Source organism: Microvirga aerilata (genome assembly GCF_016743775.1).
Taxonomy (GTDB): Bacteria; Pseudomonadota; Alphaproteobacteria; order Rhizobiales; family Beijerinckiaceae; genus Microvirga; species Microvirga aerilata.
This window is the reverse complement of the sequence record NZ_JAEQMY010000002.1, coordinates 72,712-89,706: the sequence shown is the minus strand read 5'-3', so window position 1 is coordinate 89,706 and position 16,995 is coordinate 72,712. Positions and strand designations below refer to the sequence as shown.

Genomic DNA, 16,995 nt, shown 5'->3' with positions numbered 1-16,995 from the left:
TGCATGAGAGTCGCATGATCCCGCAAAGTAAACTCTGACGGCCCCGCTTTGTGCCCTGGCGGCTGCGGGTGAGCGCCCGAAGGGGCAGGCAAGCCATTGGGGCCCAAGGCCCGGCTGCAAGTCCCTGCATATGCAGCATCGCGGCCATGCGCCTCAACTCGAGCAAAAGCGGTTTACCCCCCGTGAGGAAAGCATCAGCATGGAAGGCGAACGAATCCACAGCCACGGAGAACCTGACTTGAGCGCTCAATCCCCTTCGCACCAGGCAAGTTCGGAGCCGGCCGGCATGGCTGATTGGTCCGGCCCTGAGCTTCTCGACGCTTATGCCCGAAAGCAGGTGTCGCCTGTCGAGGTGACGAAGGCCGTGATCGCACGGATCGAGAATTACGAGCCCAGGCTCCAGGCTCTCTACGCTTTCGATCCCGATGCAGCCCTGAGGGATGCCAAAGGCTCCGAGGAGCGCTGGATGACCGGAGAGGCGAGGGCGCTCGACGGTGTTCCCGCAACGATCAAGGAAAACATCGCCACCAGGGGAACGCCGGTGCCGCTCGGCACCGCCGCGCGGCCGCTTGTTCCGGCCTCCGAGGATGCGCCTTCCGCCGCGCGCCTGCGCGAGGACGGGGTGGTCATCCTCGCCAAGACCACCATGCCGGACTACGGCATGCTCTCCTCCGGGCTTTCGAGCTTTCATCCGCTCGCGCGTAACCCTTGGGACCTGTCGAAGAACCCTGGAGGCAGCTCGGCGGGAGCGGGCGCCGCGGCGGCGGCAGGCTACGGTCCGTTCCACATCGGCACCGATATCGGCGGCTCAATCCGCCTGCCGGCTGCCTGGTGCGGCGTATTCGGCCTGAAACCCAGCTTCGGCCGTATCCCCATCGACCCCACCTATTACGGACGCGTGGCGGGGCCGATGACGCGAACCGTGCGCGACGCCGCCCTGATGATGAAAAGCCTGACGAGGCCCGACCCGCGCGATCCCATGAGCCTGCCTTACCAGAACCTGCCATGGCTCGATCTCGGCGTCGACATCAGGGGCCTGAAGATCGGCGTGATGATGGAAGCCGGCGTCGGCATGCCGCTCGATCCGGAGATCCGCGCCACCGTCGAGAATGCCGCCAAGATCTTCGCGGATGCCGGAGCGACAATCGAGGAGGTGCCCGCCTTCATTACCCGCGAGATGCTGGACGGGCTCGACGATTTCTGGCGCCAGCGGGCCTGGATGGACATCGGTCCGCTGAGCGACGAGGAGCGCTCCCGGGTTCTGCCCTACATCCTGCAATGGGCGGAAGGTGGCAGGTCGCTGACGGGCGCTCAAGTCTACCAGGGCATGAACCAGATGATGGTCATGCGCCACGCGGCTGTTGCAGCAACCCACCGGTTCGATTTCGTGATCTCGCCGGTGGCGCCCTGCGTCGCCTACCAGGCCGAGCTGGCATCGCCCATCCATGACCCGGAGGAGCCCTTCGAGCATATCGGCTACACGGTGGCCTTCAACATGTCGGACCAGCCGGCCGCCTCGGTCAACGCGTGCTTCACGAAAGCAGGGCTGCCCATCGGCCTTCAGATCATCGGTCGCCGCTTCGACGATATCGGCGTGCTTCGGCTCTCCCAGGCTTGGGAGGAGATGTGCCCGGCCAGGCGGCCCTGGCCAACCCTGTAGGCAGAGGGCGACACCGACGACCGGGCTGACGGGTTTTCCGACGGCCGTCCTGCTGGTAAACAGCGGCCATGACGTACAAAGTTGCCGCTCTTTACCAGTTTGTCGCGCTGCCCGACTTTCGGGAGCTGAAGGACCCGCTGCACAAGCTCTGCCTGGATCTTGGGATCAAAGGCACGCTTCTGCTGGCACACGAAGGCATCAACGGCACCGTGGCCGGCCTCGACGGGGCAATCGACACCCTCATGGCCGAGCTGCGGGACGGCCCCCTGTTCGGTGGTCGGCTCGACAATCTGGAGCTGAAGTTCTCCGCCGCATCCGAGATGCCGTTCGGGCGCATGAAGGTGCGGCTCAAGAAGGAGATCGTGACGCTGGGCGATCCGCAGGTCGACCCGACACGGCGTGTCGGCACCTATGTGTCACCGGCGGAGTGGAACACGCTGCTGGAGGAGCCCGGCATCGTGCTTCTCGACACGCGCAACGATTTCGAGGTCGAGATGGGCACCTTCGACGGAGCCATCGATCCCCGGATCAAGCGCTTCAACGAGTTCAAGGATTTCGTCCGCACCGAGCTCGACCCCAAACAGCACAGGAAGGTTGCCATGTTCTGCACCGGCGGCATCCGGTGCGAGAAGGCCAGCGCCTACATGCTCGCCCAGGGGTTCGAGGAGGTCTTTCACCTGAAGGGCGGCATCCTCAAATATCTGGAGGACGTGCCGGAGGCCCGGAGCCGCTGGAACGGCGAGTGCTTCGTCTTCGACGAGCGGGTCGCCCTCGGCCACGGACTTGTCGAGCGCTCCGGCGAAGCAGGAGAGCAGGCCGATGACTGATCCTGACGCGCTCAATGCTCGGATCGAGGCCCTGGAGGTGCGTGTCGCCTACCAGGATCAGGTGATCGAGGACCTGAACCAGACCGTGATCGCCCAATGGAAGCAGATCGACAGCCTCCGGCGCCAGTTCGGCGATCTCGTCAACCGTGTCCAGGAGGTCGAGGACAATACGGGCGGAACGGCGCCCGAACCTCCGCCGCCGCATTACTGAACCTCACCGGCGGTTCCCAAAACGGCATCCCGGGACTGCAGGGCAGAACCTGGGATTGCGGGAGGAAAGCGGCTCTATTGTGCCCCGTTCCCGGATCGCCTCGCGGCGCCCGGGACGACCGCCAAGTCCATGCCTATTTCACTGTCCGAAAGCCGATTGGCACTCCCATTTCACACGCGCCAAAAAATTTTCATGCTCCCTCTTGAACGGCAAAGCTTGTCAAACCAAATCATCGGCCGTGGAGGCCAAGACGGCTCCGCATGATGGTTTAACTTACTGAAATCATTGGAGGAAGCTTCATGAAGTTCCGTCCTTTGCACGATCGTATCGTGGTCAAGCGCATCGATGCCGAACAGAAGACGGCAGGCGGGATCATCATCCCCGACACCGCCAAGGAGAAGCCCCAGCAGGGCGAGGTGATCGCCGTCGGTCCCGGCGCCCGCAACGAGCAGGGCCAGATCGTTCCCCTCGACGTCCAGGTCGGCGACACCGTGCTCTTCGGCAAGTGGTCCGGCACGGAAGTGAAGATCGACGGTGAGGATCTCCTGATCATGAAGGAGAGCGACATCATGGGCGTGCTGGAGCACACCGCCGCCCAGAAGAAGGCCGCCTAAGGCCGGCAATCAGAGTCACATATCGTTACGTCTCGAAGGAGTGACGAACAATGGCTGCTAAGGAAGTGAAATTCTCGTCGGACGCTCGCGACAAGATGCTGCGCGGCGTCGACATTCTGGCTGACGCCGTGAAGGTGACGCTGGGTCCCAAGGGCCGCAACGTGGTGATCGAGAAGAGCTTCGGTGCTCCCCGCATCACCAAGGACGGCGTCACCGTCGCGAAAGAAATCGAGCTCTCCGACAAGTTCGAGAACATGGGCGCCCAAATGGTGCGCGAGGTGGCCTCGAAACAGAACGACCGGGCTGGCGACGGCACCACCACCGCGACGGTTCTGGCCCAGGCCATCGTGAAGGAAGGTGCGAAGGCCGTGGCCGCCGGCATGAACCCCATGGACCTCAAGCGCGGCATCGACATGGCCGTGGAGGCCGTGGTGGCGGATCTCAAGAAGAACGCCAAGAAGGTCACCTCCAACGACGAGATCGCCCAGGTCGGCACCATCTCAGCCAACGGTGATGCCGATGTGGGCCGCATGCTGGCCGAGGCCATGCAGAAGGTCGGAAACGAGGGCGTGATCACGGTCGAAGAGGCAAAGTCCCTGGAGACCGAGCTTGAGGTTGTCGAAGGCATGCAGTTCGACCGCGGCTATCTCTCGCCGTACTTCATCACCAACGCCGAGAAGATGCGGGTGGAGCTGGAGGATCCGTACATCCTCATCCACGAGAAGAAGCTGTCAGGCCTCCAGGCCATGCTGCCCGTGCTGGAAGCCGTAGTGCAGACCGGCAAGCCGCTGCTGATCATTGCCGAGGACGTGGAAGGTGAGGCTCTCGCCACGCTGGTGGTGAACAAGCTCCGTGGCGGCCTGAAGATCGCGGCCGTGAAGGCTCCGGGCTTTGGTGATCGCCGCAAGGCCATGCTCGAGGACATCGCCGTGCTCACGAAGGGGCAGACGATCTCCGAGGACCTCGGCATCAAGCTCGAGAACGTCACCTTGCAGATGCTCGGCCGCGCCAAGAAGGTGGTGATCGAGAAGGAGAACACCACCATCGTGGACGGTGCCGGCGACAAGCGCGACATCGAGGCTCGCGTTTCGCAGATCAAGGCGCAGATCGAGGAGACCACCTCGGACTACGACCGTGAGAAGCTCCAGGAGCGTCTCGCCAAGTTGGCCGGCGGCGTCGCGGTGATTCGCGTCGGCGGCGCGACCGAGGTCGAGGTCAAGGAGAAGAAGGACCGCGTGGACGACGCCATGCACGCCACCAAGGCGGCCGTCGAGGAGGGCATCCTGCCCGGCGGCGGCGTGGCCCTGCTGCGCGCCCTGAAGGCTCTTGAAACCGTCAAGCCCGTCAACGACGACCAGAAGACCGGCGTCGAGATCGTGCGCCGTGCCCTTCAGGCTCCGGCGCGGCAGATCGCGCTGAATGCAGGCGAGGACGGCTCCGTCATCGTCGGCAAGGTGGCCGAGGCTTCTGACTACGCGGCGGGCTGGAACGCCCAGACGGGCGAGTATGGCGACCTCTACCAGTTCGGCATCATCGATCCGGCAAAGGTCGTGCGCGTGGCGCTGGAAGACGCCGCGTCCGTTGCCGGCCTCCTCATCACCACCGAGGCCATGATTGCCGAGAAGCCGAAGAAGGAAGCGGCTCCGGCGATGCCCGGCGGCGGCATGGGCGGCATGGACTTCTAAGGTCCAGGCCCGTCAATCGAAACGGAACGGCGTCGCGAAAGCGGCGCCGTTTTCTTTCGAGGTCCGATCTGCGAACATGCCACGAGCGAATGCTTCGCAGGAGCCCCTATGATCGACCCCTCATGGCGAAGACCGCTCGTCAAACCTCGTGCCCTGCAGACGGGGGATCGCGTTGCCGTCGTCTCGACGAGCTGGGGCGGGCCGGCTGTTTTTCCGCACCGCTATGAGGCGGGCAAACGGTATCTGGCCGATGCCTTTGGGCTCGATGTCGTCGAGATGCCTCATGCCCTGCGCGATGTGTCTTGGCTCGACCGGAACCCACAGGCGCGGGCTGATGACATTCATCAGGCCTTTGCCGATCCCTCCATTAACGGTGTCATCGCCAGCATCGGCGGCGACGATGCGATTCGCCTGATCCCACATATCGAACTGTCGGTAATTGCAAACAATCCGAAGGTTTTCCTCGGCTATTCCGATCCGACCGTCCTGCATTTCGGCTGCCTCAAGGCAGGGCTCTGCTCGTTCTACGGCCCCACCATCATGTCGGGCTTTGCCGAAAACGGCGGCATGCATACCTATGCCGAGACATCGCTGCGCAAGGCCATCTTCCAAACGTCTCCCCAGATACTGCCCATGGGCGAGGTCGAGCCGAACAGGGACGGCTGGACCGTCGAGCATCTGCCTTGGAATGACCCTGAGAACCAGAACCGGCGCAGGACGCTCACTCCCTCGACCGGCCCGCGGGCCCTGCAAGGAACCGGCACCGTTCAGGGGCATCTCATCGGCGGATGCGCCGAAGTGCTGGAGATGCTGAAGGGCTCGGAGTGGTGGCCTCCCGTGCAGTACTGGAACGGAGCCATTCTCTTCTACGAAACTTCCGAAGAGGCGCCGCCCGCCGGTCAGGTTCTGCGCTGGCTGCGCAACTTTGCAGCTCAAGGCATCCTGTCGCGCCTGTCAGGGATCGTTCTCGGGCGGCCCGGCGGGCAGACGGATGAGGCCTATCGAACGGAGCAAGAGGCGGACATCCTCCGTGCATTGGATGAGGCCGGTCTCCATCATCTGCCGGTTCTGGCCGAACTCGATTTTGGGCATACGGATCCCATCGCCACGATGCCCTACGGCGTACGCGCCGAGATCGATTGCGGGAGATCGGCATTGTCCGTCCTGGAGCCTGGCGTGTCAGCCGTATAGCTCAAGGTAGCTAACCTCAATGTCATGCTTTGCATGCAAGCTTGGCAAGCAGCCCCTGCGCTGAGGTCATGCCCATGAGCCTAAGACCGGAAGCAATCAGCCGAGCACACTTCTTCGCGAGGAGCCGCAGGCCAGTCATATCAATGGCTTGAGGTTTGCGTTGTCTTCAGGCGCACAAAGGAGGTACTCGGTTACGACGGGGCTCACTTATACAAGCCTCTCCTTTAGTCTAACTTTACTCAACGCCCCCCATCCCTTGTTACCGAGCCTTCCAAAAAGCGCGACATGCCCTCGAACAGGAGTAGGCACTTATGAAACGCCGCAATTTTCTTGCAACCGCCGGTGCAGGCCTCGCCGCAGGCGCCGTTGCCAGCCCTGCCATTGCCCAGTCCAATCCGGAGATCCGGTGGCGTCTGACGTCGGGCTTCCCGAAGTCGCTCGACACCATCTATGGCGGGGCCGACTTCCTGGCGAAGTACGTGTCCGAGGCGACCGAGGGCAAGTTCCAGATCCAGCCCTTCGCGGCAGGCGAAATCGTCGGCACCTTCCAGGCCGCTGACGCCGTTTCCTCCGGCACCGTCGAGATGGCCCACACGGCCGCCTACTACTATGTCGGCAAGGACCCGACCTTCGCGGCCGCCGCGGCGGTGCCGTTCACGCTGAACGCCCGCCAGCTCAACGCCTGGCAGTATCATGGCGGCGGCATCGGCCTCGTCAACGAGTTCATGGCCAAGCACAACCTCTATGCTCTGCCCGGCGGCAACACCGGCACCCAGATGGGCGGCTGGTTCCGCAAGGAGATCAAGACCGTCGAAGACCTGAAAGGCCTGAAGATGCGCATCGCCGGCATCGCCGGTCAGGTGATGGCCAAGCTCGGCGTAATCCCGCAGCAGGTGGCCGGCGGCGACATCTATCCGTCGCTGGAGCGCGGCACCATCGATGCCGCCGAGTGGATCGGCCCCTATGACGACGAGAAGCTCGGCTTCCAGAAGGTCGCGCCGTTCTACTACTATCCGGGCTTCTGGGAAGGCGGCCTGACGCTCCACTTCATGTTCAACAAGGCGAAGTGGGAATCCCTGCCGAAGCACTACAAGGCCATCGTGGAATCCGCCGCCATGGCGGCGAACCAGGACATGCTGGCGAAATACGACGCCAAGAATCCCGCCGCGCTCCGCAGCCTCGTGGGTGCCGGCGCGCAGCTGCGTCCGTTCTCAGCCGAAATCCTCGATGCCGCCTTCAAGGCGACCAACGAGGTCTATGCGGAGATCTCGGCCCAGAATGCGGACTTCAAGAAGCTGATCGACTCGCTCCGCGCCTTCCGCAACGAGGAGTATCTCTGGTTCCAAGTGGCCGAATACGCCTTCGACAGCTACATGATCCGCGCCCGCACCCGCGGCTGAGCCCTCATCGGCTCACATCGCAACCCGGCGTCGTCCCTCGGCGCCGGGTTTTTGTTTGGCTGCGCCCGACGCATGGCTAAGTTGTCTTGAGCGGGCGGGCTTCGGCTTGCATACCCGGCCTGCCGACCTGATCTGATAGGTCACGGCTCCCAGCCGGCTGCATTCGAAAGAAGCCTCATGCCTCCCTTTTCGGTTCTCGACCTCGCGCATGTTCCCGAAGGCTCCACCCCATCGGACGCCCTGCGCAACTCGCTCGATCTGGCGCAGCACGTCGAAGCATGGGGTTACAATCGCTTCTGGCTGGCCGAGCACCACAACATGGTGGGCATCGCGAGCGCGGCGACCAGCGTCGTCATCGCCCATGTGGCCGGGGGCACCAAGACGATCCGCGTCGGCGCAGGCGGGATCATGCTGCCCAACCACGCGCCCATGATCATCGCCGAGCAGTTCGGCACCCTGGATGCCCTCTTTCCGGGCCGCATCGATCTCGGCGTCGGCCGGGCTCCGGGCACCGACCAGCGCACCCTGCGGGCACTGCGCCGGGACCCTTCCGCCGCCGATACCTTCCCGCAGGACGTGCTCGAGCTGCAGGCGCTCCTCGGGCCCGTTCAACCGGATCAGGCCATCCAGGCTGTGCCGGGAACGGACTCAGACGTGCCGATCTGGATTCTGGGCTCCAGCCTGTTCGGTGCACAGCTTGCCGCCATGCTGGGGCTGCCTTACGCCTTCGCGTCCCATTTCGCGCCGGGCGCCCTGATGCAGGCGCTGCAGGTCTACCGCGAGCGCTTCCAGCCGTCGGCCCAGCTCGACCGGCCCTATGCCATGGTCGGCGTCAACGTGATCGCCGCCGACACGGACCGGGAGGCACGCCATCTCTTCACCTCGCCGCAGCAATCCTTCACCAATCTCTTCCGCGGCACCCGCGGCAAGCTCCAGCCGCCCATTGACGATATCGAGAGCTACTGGTCGCCCCACGAGAAGGCGCAGGCCATGAACATGCTGTCCTGCTCGTTCGTGGGCTCGCCCGATACGGTGAGGGAGGGGCTAAAGGGCTTCATTGCCGAGACCGGCGCCGATGAGGTGATGGTCGCATCCGCCATCTACGACCATGGGAAGCGCCTGCGCTCCTACGAGATTCTGGCTGAGGTTCAGAATGCGATGAGCAAGGCAGCTTAGAGCACCCGCCAAACTCCTCCCGTGATGCCCGTGCATCATGGCCGGGCCTGTCCCGGCCATCCCGATCCTGTGAGACGCGGCCCTTCTTGCATCGGGATCACCGGCACAAGGCCGGTGATGGCACGTGAATCTGCAGGACCAGCGCACCTTTAAGCCGGAGCGCCTCTTCCCTTCAACGTCGGATCCAGCGCATCGCGCAGGCCGTCGCCCAGAAGGTTCAAGCCCAGCACCGACAGGGCAATGGCGACGCCGGGCGCGATGGCAAGGTGAGGGGCTTGGGACAGGTAGGTTTGGGCATCGCTCAGCATCCGGCCCCAGCTCGGATTGGGAGGGCGGATGCCGAGCCCGAGATAGCTCAGGCCCGCTTCCGTCAGGATGGCGAGCGCCAGCTGAGTCGTCACCTGAACGATGAGCGCGCCCGCGATGTTGGGCATCACGTCTTCCCAGGTGATCCGCAGCGGATGCTTGCCGATGGCCCGTGCCGCCGCGATGTAATCGAGGGTCCAGACCTGAAGCGCGACGCCGCGGGTGACGCGGGCGAAGACCGGCACATTGAACACCGCGATCGCCAGAATGGCCGCGAGCGGCCCGGAGCCCAGAAGCGCCCCGATCATGATGGCGGAAAGAACGGCCGGGAAGGCGAAGACCACGTCGGAAACCCGCATGGCGATCTCGTCGGCGATTCCCTTCCATGCGGCGGCCGCGCAGCCTATGGCGATGCCGACGGCGGCGCCCAAGAGAACTGCGGGCCAGGCTATGGCGAGAGAGTTCCAGGCCCCTGCCATGAGCAGCGAGGCGACATCGCGACCGAAATGATCCGTTCCCAGAAGGCCCGCCTCCCCGGGACCTTTCAGGCGCATGACGACCCGCACGCGGGTGGGGATCTCCGGGGTCCAGACGAGGGACACGAGGGCGGTGACGATGAGCAGGGCCGTCAGAACGCCGCCGACCACGAGGGCGGAGTTCAGGGGGATGCGTGAGCGCTTCATGCCCGGCTCCTCAGGCGCGGGTCTAGGATGGCGTAGCCAATGTCGACGATGAAGTTCACCACGATCACGAGTCCGGAAAAGATCAGCACGATATCCTTGATCACCACGAGGTCACGTTGGTTGAGAGCCTGGTAGGCGAGCCGCCCGAGGCCAGGCAGGTTGAACACATTCTCGACCAGGATCGCTCCGCCGAAGAAGAACGAGAGCTGAAGGCCGAGAATCGTGGTTACGGGAATGAGCGCGTTCGGCACCACGTGGCGACGCAGGGTCGAGCCCTTGTCGACCCCCTTGGCCCGGGCCGTGCGCACGAAGTCGGCGCCGATGACCTCGAGGGTCGCGGAGCGCGTGACCCGGGTCAGCACGGCTGCCTGGGGCAGGGCGAGGGCCACGGCCGGCAGCAGCAGGGCCTGGAAGGCAGGCCAGAGGCCATTGCCCCAGCCAGGAAAGCCGCCTGCGGGAAACCAGCCGAGCCAGGTGGAGAAGAACAGGATGAACAGGAGACCGATCCAGAAGTTCGGCACGGCCACGCCCAGCTGGCTGAACACCAGCACGGCGCGATCCACAGGGCCGTCCCTGCGGGCGGCGGCGGCCACCCCGAGCGGCAAAGCGAGCGCTGTCGAGATCAGGATGGCCAAAAAGCTCAGCGGCAGCGTTACGTTCATGCGCTCGGCCACAAGGGTCGACACCGGCATCTTGTAGGTGATGGAGGTGCCGAGATCGCCCTGGAGGAGGCCGCCGATCCATTGCAGGTACCGCAGGAGCGCCGGCTGATCGAGCCCGAGCTCCTGTCGCAGGGCGGCAAGCGTGTCCTCCCGTGCGGAGGTGCCGAGCATAATGGCGGCCGGATCGCCCGGCAGCACCTCCAGGATCAGGAAGATGGCCAGCGAGACGGCAAGAAGGGTTATGGCAAGCGAGACGAGGCGAGACAGAATAAGACGCAGCATGAGGTTACTCGCTGCCTGCTCCCCGTTGCAGGGGTTAAGGGTGGTGTGACTGAAGATGACCCTGCACGTCAACACCGGCCTTGTGCCGGTGATCCCGATCCAAAGGCTCAGACGCTCTTATCATCGAGATGGCCGGGACGAGCCCGGCCATGACGCGTAAAGGGTTTTAACGAACGACAGTGAGCCAAGCTCACTCCGTCCACGAAACTTCCGTCACGTCGTTCGACGGGATCGGCGAGTTCTCCCACAGGCCCTGCACCTTCGCGTTCCACACGCCGAGCTTCGGCAGCTGGAAGAGGAAGAGGGCAGGAACGTCTTCCGCCAGGATCTTCTGCGCCTCGGCGTATTTGGCAAAGCGCGCCTTCTCGTCCGTGGTCTTGGCGGCTTCGGCCACCAGCGCCTTGAACTTCTCGTTCTTGTAGTTGAAGTAGTAGCTGTCGCGGGCGAAGATATCGATGTCGAGCGGCTCCGTGTGGGACACGATGGTCATGTCGTAGTCCTTGGCCTTGAAAACCTCCTCGATCCACTTCGCCGGGAATTCGGTGGGGATGATCTTCAGCTCCACACCGGCCTCGCTCAGCATGGCGGAGAGGAGCTCCGCCGAGCGGCTGGCATAGGCCATCTGCGGGCTCTTGATCGTGATCGACAGGCCGTCGCCGTAGCCTGCCTCCTTCAGCAGAGCCTTCGCCTTCTCCACATCGTAGGGAACGACGTTGGTGGTATCCACGAAGGCCGGATTGTTGGGGGAGAAGAAGCTGCCGATCGGCTGTCCGAAGCCCGAATAGGCGCCCTCGATCAAGGTCTTGCGGTCGACCGCATGCATGAGGGCGCGGCGCACCCGCACGTCGTCGAAGGGCTTCTTGGCGCTGTTGAGGCCGGCGACCGTCTCGCCCTCCGTGTTGCCGGCGACGGCCTTGAAGCGCGCATCCTTCTGGAACTCGGCAAAGAGCTCGGACGCTCCGAGGTTGGGGAAGGCATCCACGTCGCCTGCCCGGAGGGCCGCGACCTGCGCCTGCGCATCGCTGATGAACCGGAACGTGACCGTGTCGAGCTTGGTCTTGTCCTTCTGCCAGTAGTCGGCATTGCGGGTCAGCTCGACCCGGTCTCCCCGGGTCCAGGACTTGAACTTGAACGGCCCGGTGCCGACCGGATTGGCCGCATTGTTCGCCGCCGTCTCGGGCGCCACGATCACCGCATCGCCCCAGCCGAGATAGTAGAGGAAGTTGCCCGAGGTCTCTTTCAGCCTGATCACCACCGTGGCCGGATCGGGCGTCTCGATGGAGCTGATGGGGGCGAAGATCTGCTTCTGCGCATTGGTGGATTTCGGGTCGCGGGCGCGATCGAAGGCGAATTTCACGTCGGCGGAATCGAAGGTCGAGCCGTCATGGAACTTCACGCCTTCCTGCAGGCGGAACGTATAGGTCAGCCCATCCGGCGCAATCTCCCAGCTTTTGGCCAGAAGCGGCTGCACCTTGCCGGCTTTGTCGATGCGCACGAGCCCTTCATAAAGATTGACCCAGGTGACTTCGCGAATGGCGACAGGCGCCGCAACGGTGGGATCGAGGCCCGGCGGCTCGATGGGCATGCCCACCACGAGGGAGGTCTTGGCGGCATGGGCCGGGATGACGCTGACGGCGAGAAGGAGGGCGGCAGTCAGAAGGCGCTTCGTCATCAGGCGGATCTCCATCGGGTATGTCGTGCGATTGCTCGCGGTGGGACCAGCTTACGCAGGATCACGACGGATGGAAGATGGTCATTACGGATTGTTCACTTAACTTCAGCCCCGCAGAGGCCTAAGCAGCCTCGCCGACATACCGCAGGCCAGCTCTTCCAAACGGCTTCGGCGGCAGGGAAAGGCTTTGACATGGCTGTTGAAAAGGCACGGGTGCCCACTACGAACGGGGCCAAATATCTCCAGCAGCTCTGCAAGCACTGGAGCCACAAGCTCGATGTGAAATTGAGGGAGAGTGAGGGCGTCGTCCGCTTTCCAAACGCCATAGCCACCATGGCGGCAAGTGCCGATACCCTGACGGTCACGGTTGAAGCCGAGGACGACGAAACGCTGCAGCGGATGAAGGGCGTCGTCGCCTCACATCTCGACAGGTTTGCTTTCCGCGAGGCCCCGCTGCCGTTCGTGTGGCAGAAGGGCTGAAGCGTATAAGCCCTCCTCGCAAGGGGTAAACGCGCCGCGCTAAATGCACCGCCCCCCATCGACCTCCAGCACCACGCCGGTGATCATGCTGGCCTCGTCGGAGGCGAGGTAGAGGGCTGCGTTGGCGATGTCCTGGGGGGTGGAGAAGCGGCCGAGCGGGATCGAGTTGACGAACTGCTCGCGCTTCTGGGGCGTGTCCTCGCCCATGAAGGTGGCGAGCAGCGGCGTCTCGCCGGCAACTGGCGCCAGGGCGCAGACGCGGATCCTGTTGGGGGCGAGTTCCACGGCCATGGATTTGGTCATGGTGTGCACGGCGCCTTTGGTGCTGTTGTACCAGGTAAGCCCGGGACGCGGGCGCAGGCCCGCCGTCGAACCCACATTGATGATCGCGCCGCCGCCCTGGCCCTGCATCAGTGGAACGGCCGCTCGGGCGAAAAGGTAGATCGACTTCACGTTCACCGCGAAGACCCGGTCGAACTCGTCTTCCTCCACCTCCAGCATCGGCCGGTTGCGGTGGCTGATGCCGGCATTGTTCACCACGATATCGAGCTTGCCGAAGGCGGCGACCGTCTGCTCCACGGCGGCATTCACGTCGGAGGCCTTCGACACGTCGGCCGCAAGGCCGATGGCGCTCGCGCCGATCTGGTCGGCTGCGCTCTTTGCCGCCGCTTCGTTGATGTCGATGATAGCGACCCGGGCGCCTTCGCGGGCGAATGTTTCCGCGATACCCAGGCCGAAGCCGGAGCCGGCGCCTGTGATCAGCGCCACCTTGCCTTCGAGGCGATTCATGGTTCTTTCCTTTCAACGTGTGCTTTTCCCTCCCCCTTGTGGGGAGGGGGTGCCGCGTAGCGGCCGGGTGGGGGTGTGAGCGATAGCCTATCCGCGTGTGGCGCCAACACCCCCGCCTCCAACTCCTCTCCACAAGGGGGAGGAGGGCTGCCCGCTCTTTACGAGGCCTATCCGTGCGCGATGACGAGGGTCTTGGTCGTGGTGAACTCGATCAGCCCCTCGAAGCCCTTCTCGCGGCCATGGCCCGAGCGGCCGAAGCCCCCGAAGGGCAGCTCGATGCCGCCGCCCGCGCCGTAGCAGTTCACGAAAACCTGGCCTGCCCGCATGGAACGGCCGACCCGGGTGGAGCGCATGGCGTCGCGGGTCCATACGCCCGCCGCAAGGCCGTATTGCGTGCCGTTGGCCAGCCGGATCGCTTCCGCCTCGTCCTCGAAGGGTGTTGCCACCAGAACCGGGCCGAAGACCTCTTCCTGGGACAGGATGCTCTCGTGCGGGACAGGGGCGAGGAAGGCCGGAGCCACATAGTAGCCGCCCGGAGGCGCATCGAGGGCCACCACCCCTTCGCCAATGATGGTCAGGCCCTCGTTGCGGCCGCGCTCCAAGTAGCCGAGGACGCGCCGCTGCTGGGCCTGGTTGATCATGGGGCCGAGATCGGGCTCGCGCTCGGGATGGCCCGCGCGCAACGTGCGGAAGCGCTCGGCGACGGCATCGACCACGTCCTGGAAGATGCCGCGCTGGATCAGCAGGCGGCTGCCTGCCGAGCAGGTCTGGCCGCCATTCTGGATGATGGCGTTGACGAGGGCGGGCAGGGCGCGTTCGAGATCGGCATCGTCGAAGACCACCTGGGCCGACTTGCCGCCGAGCTCCAAGGTCACGCCCACATGGTTCCTGGCCGCTGCCGTCTGGACCGCGGTGCCGGTCTCCGGGCTGCCGGTGAAGGACAGGAAGTCGATGCCCGGATGACCGGCAAGGGCCGCGCCGGCCGTGCGGCCGAGGCCCGTCACCACGTTCAGCGCACCGTCGGGAAAGCCGACCTCGCGGGCAAGCGCCGACACGCGCAGGATCGTCAGCGAGGCGTCCTCCGCGGGCTTGACCACGGTGGCGTTGCCGGCAGCAAGCGCGGCGCCCACGGAGCGGCCGAAGATCTGCATGGGATAGTTCCAGGGCACGATGTGCCCCGTCACCCCGTGCGGCACCCGTTCGACCCCAACGAAGTGGGTGTTGAGATAGGGGATCACATCGCCGTGCAGCTTGTCGGCGGCGCTGCCGTAGAACTCGAAGTAGCGGGCGAGCGCGATGGCGTCGGCCCGGGACTGGCGCAGGGGTTTGCCGTTGTCGCGGCTCTCCAGAAGGGCGAGCTCGTCGGCGCGGGCCTCGACGGCGGCAGCCAGCTTCATGAGCAGGCGTCCGCGCTCCGTTGCGGTGAGCTTGCCCCAGGCGCCCTCGAAGGCGGCGCGGGCGGCGTTCACGGCGTCGTCGATGTCCTGGGCCGTTCCGGCAGCGATGCTGGCGAGGGGCGCGCCGTCAATCGGGGACAGCACGTCCAGGGTCATGCCGTCGGAGGACGGACGCTCCTGTCCGCCGATGAGGTTCTGGAAAACCATGGTGGGCGCAACCGGCGCGCTGACCTGATCGTTCACGGGCTTCGTCTCCCTAAATCATCTTGTTCATGCCCGGCACCGCGGCCAGGAGCTGGCGCGTATACGCGTCCTGCGGATGGGCGAAGAGTTGCGCGGTTTCGGCCATTTCCACAATCCGCCCTTTTTGCATAACTGCTACGCGGTCGCAGATCTGGGCGGCTACCCGCAGATCGTGGGTGATGAACAGGATGGCAAGCCCCAGCTCCTCCTGCAGATCCCGGATCAGCCTGAGAATGTCGGCCTGCACCGACACGTCGAGAGCCGAGACCGCCTCGTCAGCCACCAGAACGTCCGGCCTCATGGCGAGCGCCCGGGCAATGCCGATGCGCTGGCGCTGCCCGCCGGAGAATTCGTGGGGATAGCGGTCGATGGCCTGGGCCGGCAAGCCGACCTTTTCCAGGAGGATGCGGGCGTCGTCCAGGGCCTTGGCCGGGTCCGTTCCTTGGGTGATCGGCCCCTCCGCGATGATGCGCCCGACAGTTCGTCTCGGGTTGAGGGAGGCGAAGGGGTCCTGGAACACCATCTGGATCCGGCGCCGGTGGGGTCGCAGGTCGCGCTGCGACAGGGTGCCGAAGGGTAGGTCGCCAATGTCGATGGCGCCTCCGTCAGGCTCGATCAGGCGCAGCACGCAGCGCCCCACCGTGGACTTGCCGGAGCCGGATTCGCCCACGAGCCCCAGGGTCTCGCCGCGCCGTATGTCGAAGCTCACCGCATCGGCGGCCTGGACCTCGCGGCTCTTTTTGAAGAAACCCCGCCCTCCATAGGACTTGGTCAGGGCGCCCACCCTCAAGGTGATGGGCTGGCTCTGGAGCTGCTTGGGCGCAGGGGGGACGAGAGAGGGCACCGCCGCCAGAAGCCGTTTGGTGTAGGGGTGCTGCGGCCGGGTCAGCACCTCCTCGGCGGTTCCCTCCTCCACAAGCTCCCCGTGCTGGAGCACGGCCACCCGGTCGGCGATCTCGGCGACCACGCCGAAATCGTGGGTGATGAAGAGAACGGCCGTGCCCATCTTGCGGCGCAGGTTGTCGATCAGCTTCAGCACCTGCGCCTGGGTGGTCACGTCGAGGGCCGTCGTGGGTTCGTCCGCGATGAGGAGCTTCGGCTCGAGCGCCAAGGCCATGGCGATCATCACCCGCTGCCTTTGCCCGCCGGAGAGCTCATGCGGATAGGCCCTGGCGATCAGCTCCGGGTTGGGCAGGTGCACCTCGGTTAGGAGATCGAGGACGCGCCGGTCACGCTCGGCGGGTTTCAGCAGGCCGTGCGCCCGGAAGGTCTCGGAGATCTGGTCCGCCACCCGCATCACCGGGTTGAGGGAGGTCATCGGCTCCTGAAACACCGTGCCGACCTCCCGCCCGCGAACGTCGCACCAGCCGGCCTCGTCGAGGGACAGGAGATCGCGCCCGGCCAGCCTGATCGAGCCCGACAGGACCTCGACGCCTCCCGGCAGGAGGCCGATGGCGGCCATGGCGGTCATGGACTTGCCGGAGCCGGATTCGCCCACGACGCAGAGCGTCTCGCCGGGATCGATGGAAAGCGACAGGCCCTTGATGGCATGCTGCCGGTCGGCCAGAGCGGGCAGGCCGATGGAAAGGTTCTCGATCGACAGCACGGGGGAGGGGCTGCTCAACATGGTTCTCCTGCTGCCTCACGGCCGATAGGCCATCCTTGCCATCTCTGACGTTCCGTCAATCCGTTCTTCGGCCGAAATCACCCGAAAAGC

Annotated in this window: 15 protein-coding genes; 9 read left to right on the top strand and 6 right to left on the bottom strand. The window is 64.8% G+C overall.

Going from position 1 to position 16,995, the window contains the following annotated elements; genetic code table 11:
• Positions 1–286: 286 nt before the first annotated feature.
• The 8 genes from JKG68_RS02230 to JKG68_RS02195 all read left to right on the top strand — a co-directional run bounded on the left by JKG68_RS02230 (position 287) and on the right by JKG68_RS02195 (position 8,764).
• Positions 287–1,660, top strand: a complete 1,374-nt coding sequence (locus JKG68_RS02230) for an amidase (protein ID WP_202055466.1) — start codon at positions 287–289, stop codon at positions 1,658–1,660.
• 68 nt (positions 1,661–1,728) lie between these two features.
• Positions 1,729–2,487 carry an oxygen-dependent tRNA uridine(34) hydroxylase TrhO gene (trhO, locus tag JKG68_RS02225; protein ID WP_202055465.1) on the top strand — a complete coding sequence of 253 codons (759 nt, stop codon included), beginning with the start codon at positions 1,729–1,731 and terminating at the stop codon, positions 2,485–2,487.
• Positions 2,480–2,698, top strand: a complete 219-nt coding sequence (locus JKG68_RS02220) for a SlyX family protein (protein WP_202055464.1) — start codon at positions 2,480–2,482, stop codon at positions 2,696–2,698. The genes trhO and JKG68_RS02220 overlap by 8 nt, the downstream gene beginning before the upstream one ends.
• Positions 2,699–2,997: 299 nt before the next feature.
• A complete protein-coding gene (groES, locus tag JKG68_RS02215; protein ID WP_202055463.1) occupies positions 2,998–3,312 on the top strand; it encodes a co-chaperone GroES in 315 nt (104 codons plus the stop codon).
• Between the two features lie 50 nt (positions 3,313–3,362).
• Positions 3,363–4,997, top strand: coding sequence for a chaperonin GroEL (gene groL / locus JKG68_RS02210; RefSeq protein WP_202055462.1), 1,635 nt, complete (start codon positions 3,363–3,365; stop codon positions 4,995–4,997).
• 108 nt (positions 4,998–5,105) lie between these two features.
• Positions 5,106–6,188 carry a S66 family peptidase gene (locus JKG68_RS02205; protein ID WP_202055461.1) on the top strand — a complete coding sequence of 361 codons (1,083 nt, stop codon included), beginning with the start codon at positions 5,106–5,108 and terminating at the stop codon, positions 6,186–6,188.
• A 311-nt stretch (positions 6,189–6,499) separates the two neighbouring features.
• Positions 6,500–7,588: a TRAP transporter substrate-binding protein gene (locus JKG68_RS02200; protein ID WP_202055460.1), complete on the top strand. Its 1,089-nt coding sequence runs from the start codon at positions 6,500–6,502 to the stop codon at positions 7,586–7,588.
• A gap of 177 nt (positions 7,589–7,765) precedes the next feature.
• Positions 7,766–8,764 (top strand): LLM class flavin-dependent oxidoreductase, encoded by a 999-nt coding sequence (locus JKG68_RS02195; RefSeq protein WP_202055459.1) that lies wholly within the window; start codon positions 7,766–7,768, stop codon positions 8,762–8,764.
• Positions 8,765–8,913: 149 nt separating this feature from the next.
• Here JKG68_RS02195 and JKG68_RS02190 read toward each other — a convergent pair whose 3' ends face one another.
• The 3 genes from JKG68_RS02190 to JKG68_RS02180 form a co-directional block, all read right to left on the bottom strand.
• Positions 8,914–9,753 carry an ABC transporter permease gene (locus JKG68_RS02190; protein WP_202055458.1) on the bottom strand — a complete coding sequence of 280 codons (840 nt, stop codon included), beginning with the start codon at positions 9,751–9,753 and terminating at the stop codon, positions 8,914–8,916.
• The gene (locus JKG68_RS02185; protein ID WP_202055457.1) at positions 9,750–10,697 is read right to left on the bottom strand and encodes an ABC transporter permease; all 948 of its coding nucleotides are present in this window, start codon (positions 10,695–10,697) and stop codon (positions 9,750–9,752) included. Before JKG68_RS02185 ends, JKG68_RS02190 begins: the two co-directional genes overlap by 4 nt.
• 190 nt (positions 10,698–10,887) lie before the next feature.
• On the bottom strand, positions 10,888–12,369 hold the full coding sequence (locus JKG68_RS02180; protein WP_202055456.1) for an ABC transporter substrate-binding protein: 1,482 nt from the start codon (positions 12,367–12,369) through the stop codon (positions 10,888–10,890).
• A 192-nt stretch (positions 12,370–12,561) separates the two neighbouring features.
• Between JKG68_RS02180 and JKG68_RS02175 the strand changes: the two genes are divergently transcribed.
• The gene (locus JKG68_RS02175; RefSeq protein ID WP_202055455.1) at positions 12,562–12,849 is read left to right on the top strand and encodes a DUF2218 domain-containing protein; all 288 of its coding nucleotides are present in this window, start codon (positions 12,562–12,564) and stop codon (positions 12,847–12,849) included.
• Positions 12,850–12,888: 39 nt separating this feature from the next.
• Here the strand turns inward: JKG68_RS02175 and JKG68_RS02170 are convergent, their stop codons facing one another.
• The 3 genes from JKG68_RS02170 to JKG68_RS02160 all read right to left on the bottom strand — a co-directional run bounded on the left by JKG68_RS02170 (position 12,889) and on the right by JKG68_RS02160 (position 16,905).
• Positions 12,889–13,638 carry an SDR family oxidoreductase gene (locus tag JKG68_RS02170; RefSeq protein ID WP_202055454.1) on the bottom strand — a complete coding sequence of 250 codons (750 nt, stop codon included), beginning with the start codon at positions 13,636–13,638 and terminating at the stop codon, positions 12,889–12,891.
• A gap of 167 nt (positions 13,639–13,805) precedes the next feature.
• On the bottom strand, positions 13,806–15,242 hold the full coding sequence (locus tag JKG68_RS02165; RefSeq protein ID WP_202055673.1) for an aldehyde dehydrogenase family protein: 1,437 nt from the start codon (positions 15,240–15,242) through the stop codon (positions 13,806–13,808).
• 49 nt (positions 15,243–15,291) lie between these two features.
• Positions 15,292–16,905: an ABC transporter ATP-binding protein gene (locus JKG68_RS02160; RefSeq protein ID WP_202055453.1), complete on the bottom strand. Its 1,614-nt coding sequence runs from the start codon at positions 16,903–16,905 to the stop codon at positions 15,292–15,294.
• Positions 16,906–16,995 lie beyond the last annotated feature (90 nt).

Bases quoted from the DNA above. Each gene is read 5' to 3' on its own strand.
- JKG68_RS02205 (WP_202055461.1), top strand. From the start codon at position 5,106: ATGATCGACCCCTCATGGCGAAGACCGCTCGTCAAACCTCGTGCCCTG.
- JKG68_RS02195 (WP_202055459.1), top strand. From the start codon at position 7,766: ATGCCTCCCTTTTCGGTTCTCGACCTCGCGCATGTTCCCGAAGGCTCC.
- JKG68_RS02220 (WP_202055464.1), top strand. From the start codon at position 2,480: ATGACTGATCCTGACGCGCTCAATGCTCGGATCGAGGCCCTGGAGGTG.
- groL (WP_202055462.1), top strand. From the start codon at position 3,363: ATGGCTGCTAAGGAAGTGAAATTCTCGTCGGACGCTCGCGACAAGATG.
- JKG68_RS02175 (WP_202055455.1), top strand. From the start codon at position 12,562: ATGGCTGTTGAAAAGGCACGGGTGCCCACTACGAACGGGGCCAAATAT.
- JKG68_RS02230 (WP_202055466.1), top strand. From the start codon at position 287: ATGGCTGATTGGTCCGGCCCTGAGCTTCTCGACGCTTATGCCCGAAAG.
- JKG68_RS02190 (WP_202055458.1), bottom strand. From the start codon at position 9,753: ATGAAGCGCTCACGCATCCCCCTGAACTCCGCCCTCGTGGTCGGCGGC.
- JKG68_RS02170 (WP_202055454.1), bottom strand. From the start codon at position 13,638: ATGAATCGCCTCGAAGGCAAGGTGGCGCTGATCACAGGCGCCGGCTCC.
- JKG68_RS02200 (WP_202055460.1), top strand. From the start codon at position 6,500: ATGAAACGCCGCAATTTTCTTGCAACCGCCGGTGCAGGCCTCGCCGCA.
- groES (WP_202055463.1), top strand. From the start codon at position 2,998: ATGAAGTTCCGTCCTTTGCACGATCGTATCGTGGTCAAGCGCATCGAT.
- JKG68_RS02165 (WP_202055673.1), bottom strand. From the start codon at position 15,242: ATGGTTTTCCAGAACCTCATCGGCGGACAGGAGCGTCCGTCCTCCGAC.
- JKG68_RS02185 (WP_202055457.1), bottom strand. From the start codon at position 10,697: ATGCTGCGTCTTATTCTGTCTCGCCTCGTCTCGCTTGCCATAACCCTT.
- JKG68_RS02160 (WP_202055453.1), bottom strand. From the start codon at position 16,905: ATGTTGAGCAGCCCCTCCCCCGTGCTGTCGATCGAGAACCTTTCCATC.
- trhO (WP_202055465.1), top strand. From the start codon at position 1,729: ATGACGTACAAAGTTGCCGCTCTTTACCAGTTTGTCGCGCTGCCCGAC.
- JKG68_RS02180 (WP_202055456.1), bottom strand. From the start codon at position 12,369: ATGACGAAGCGCCTTCTGACTGCCGCCCTCCTTCTCGCCGTCAGCGTC.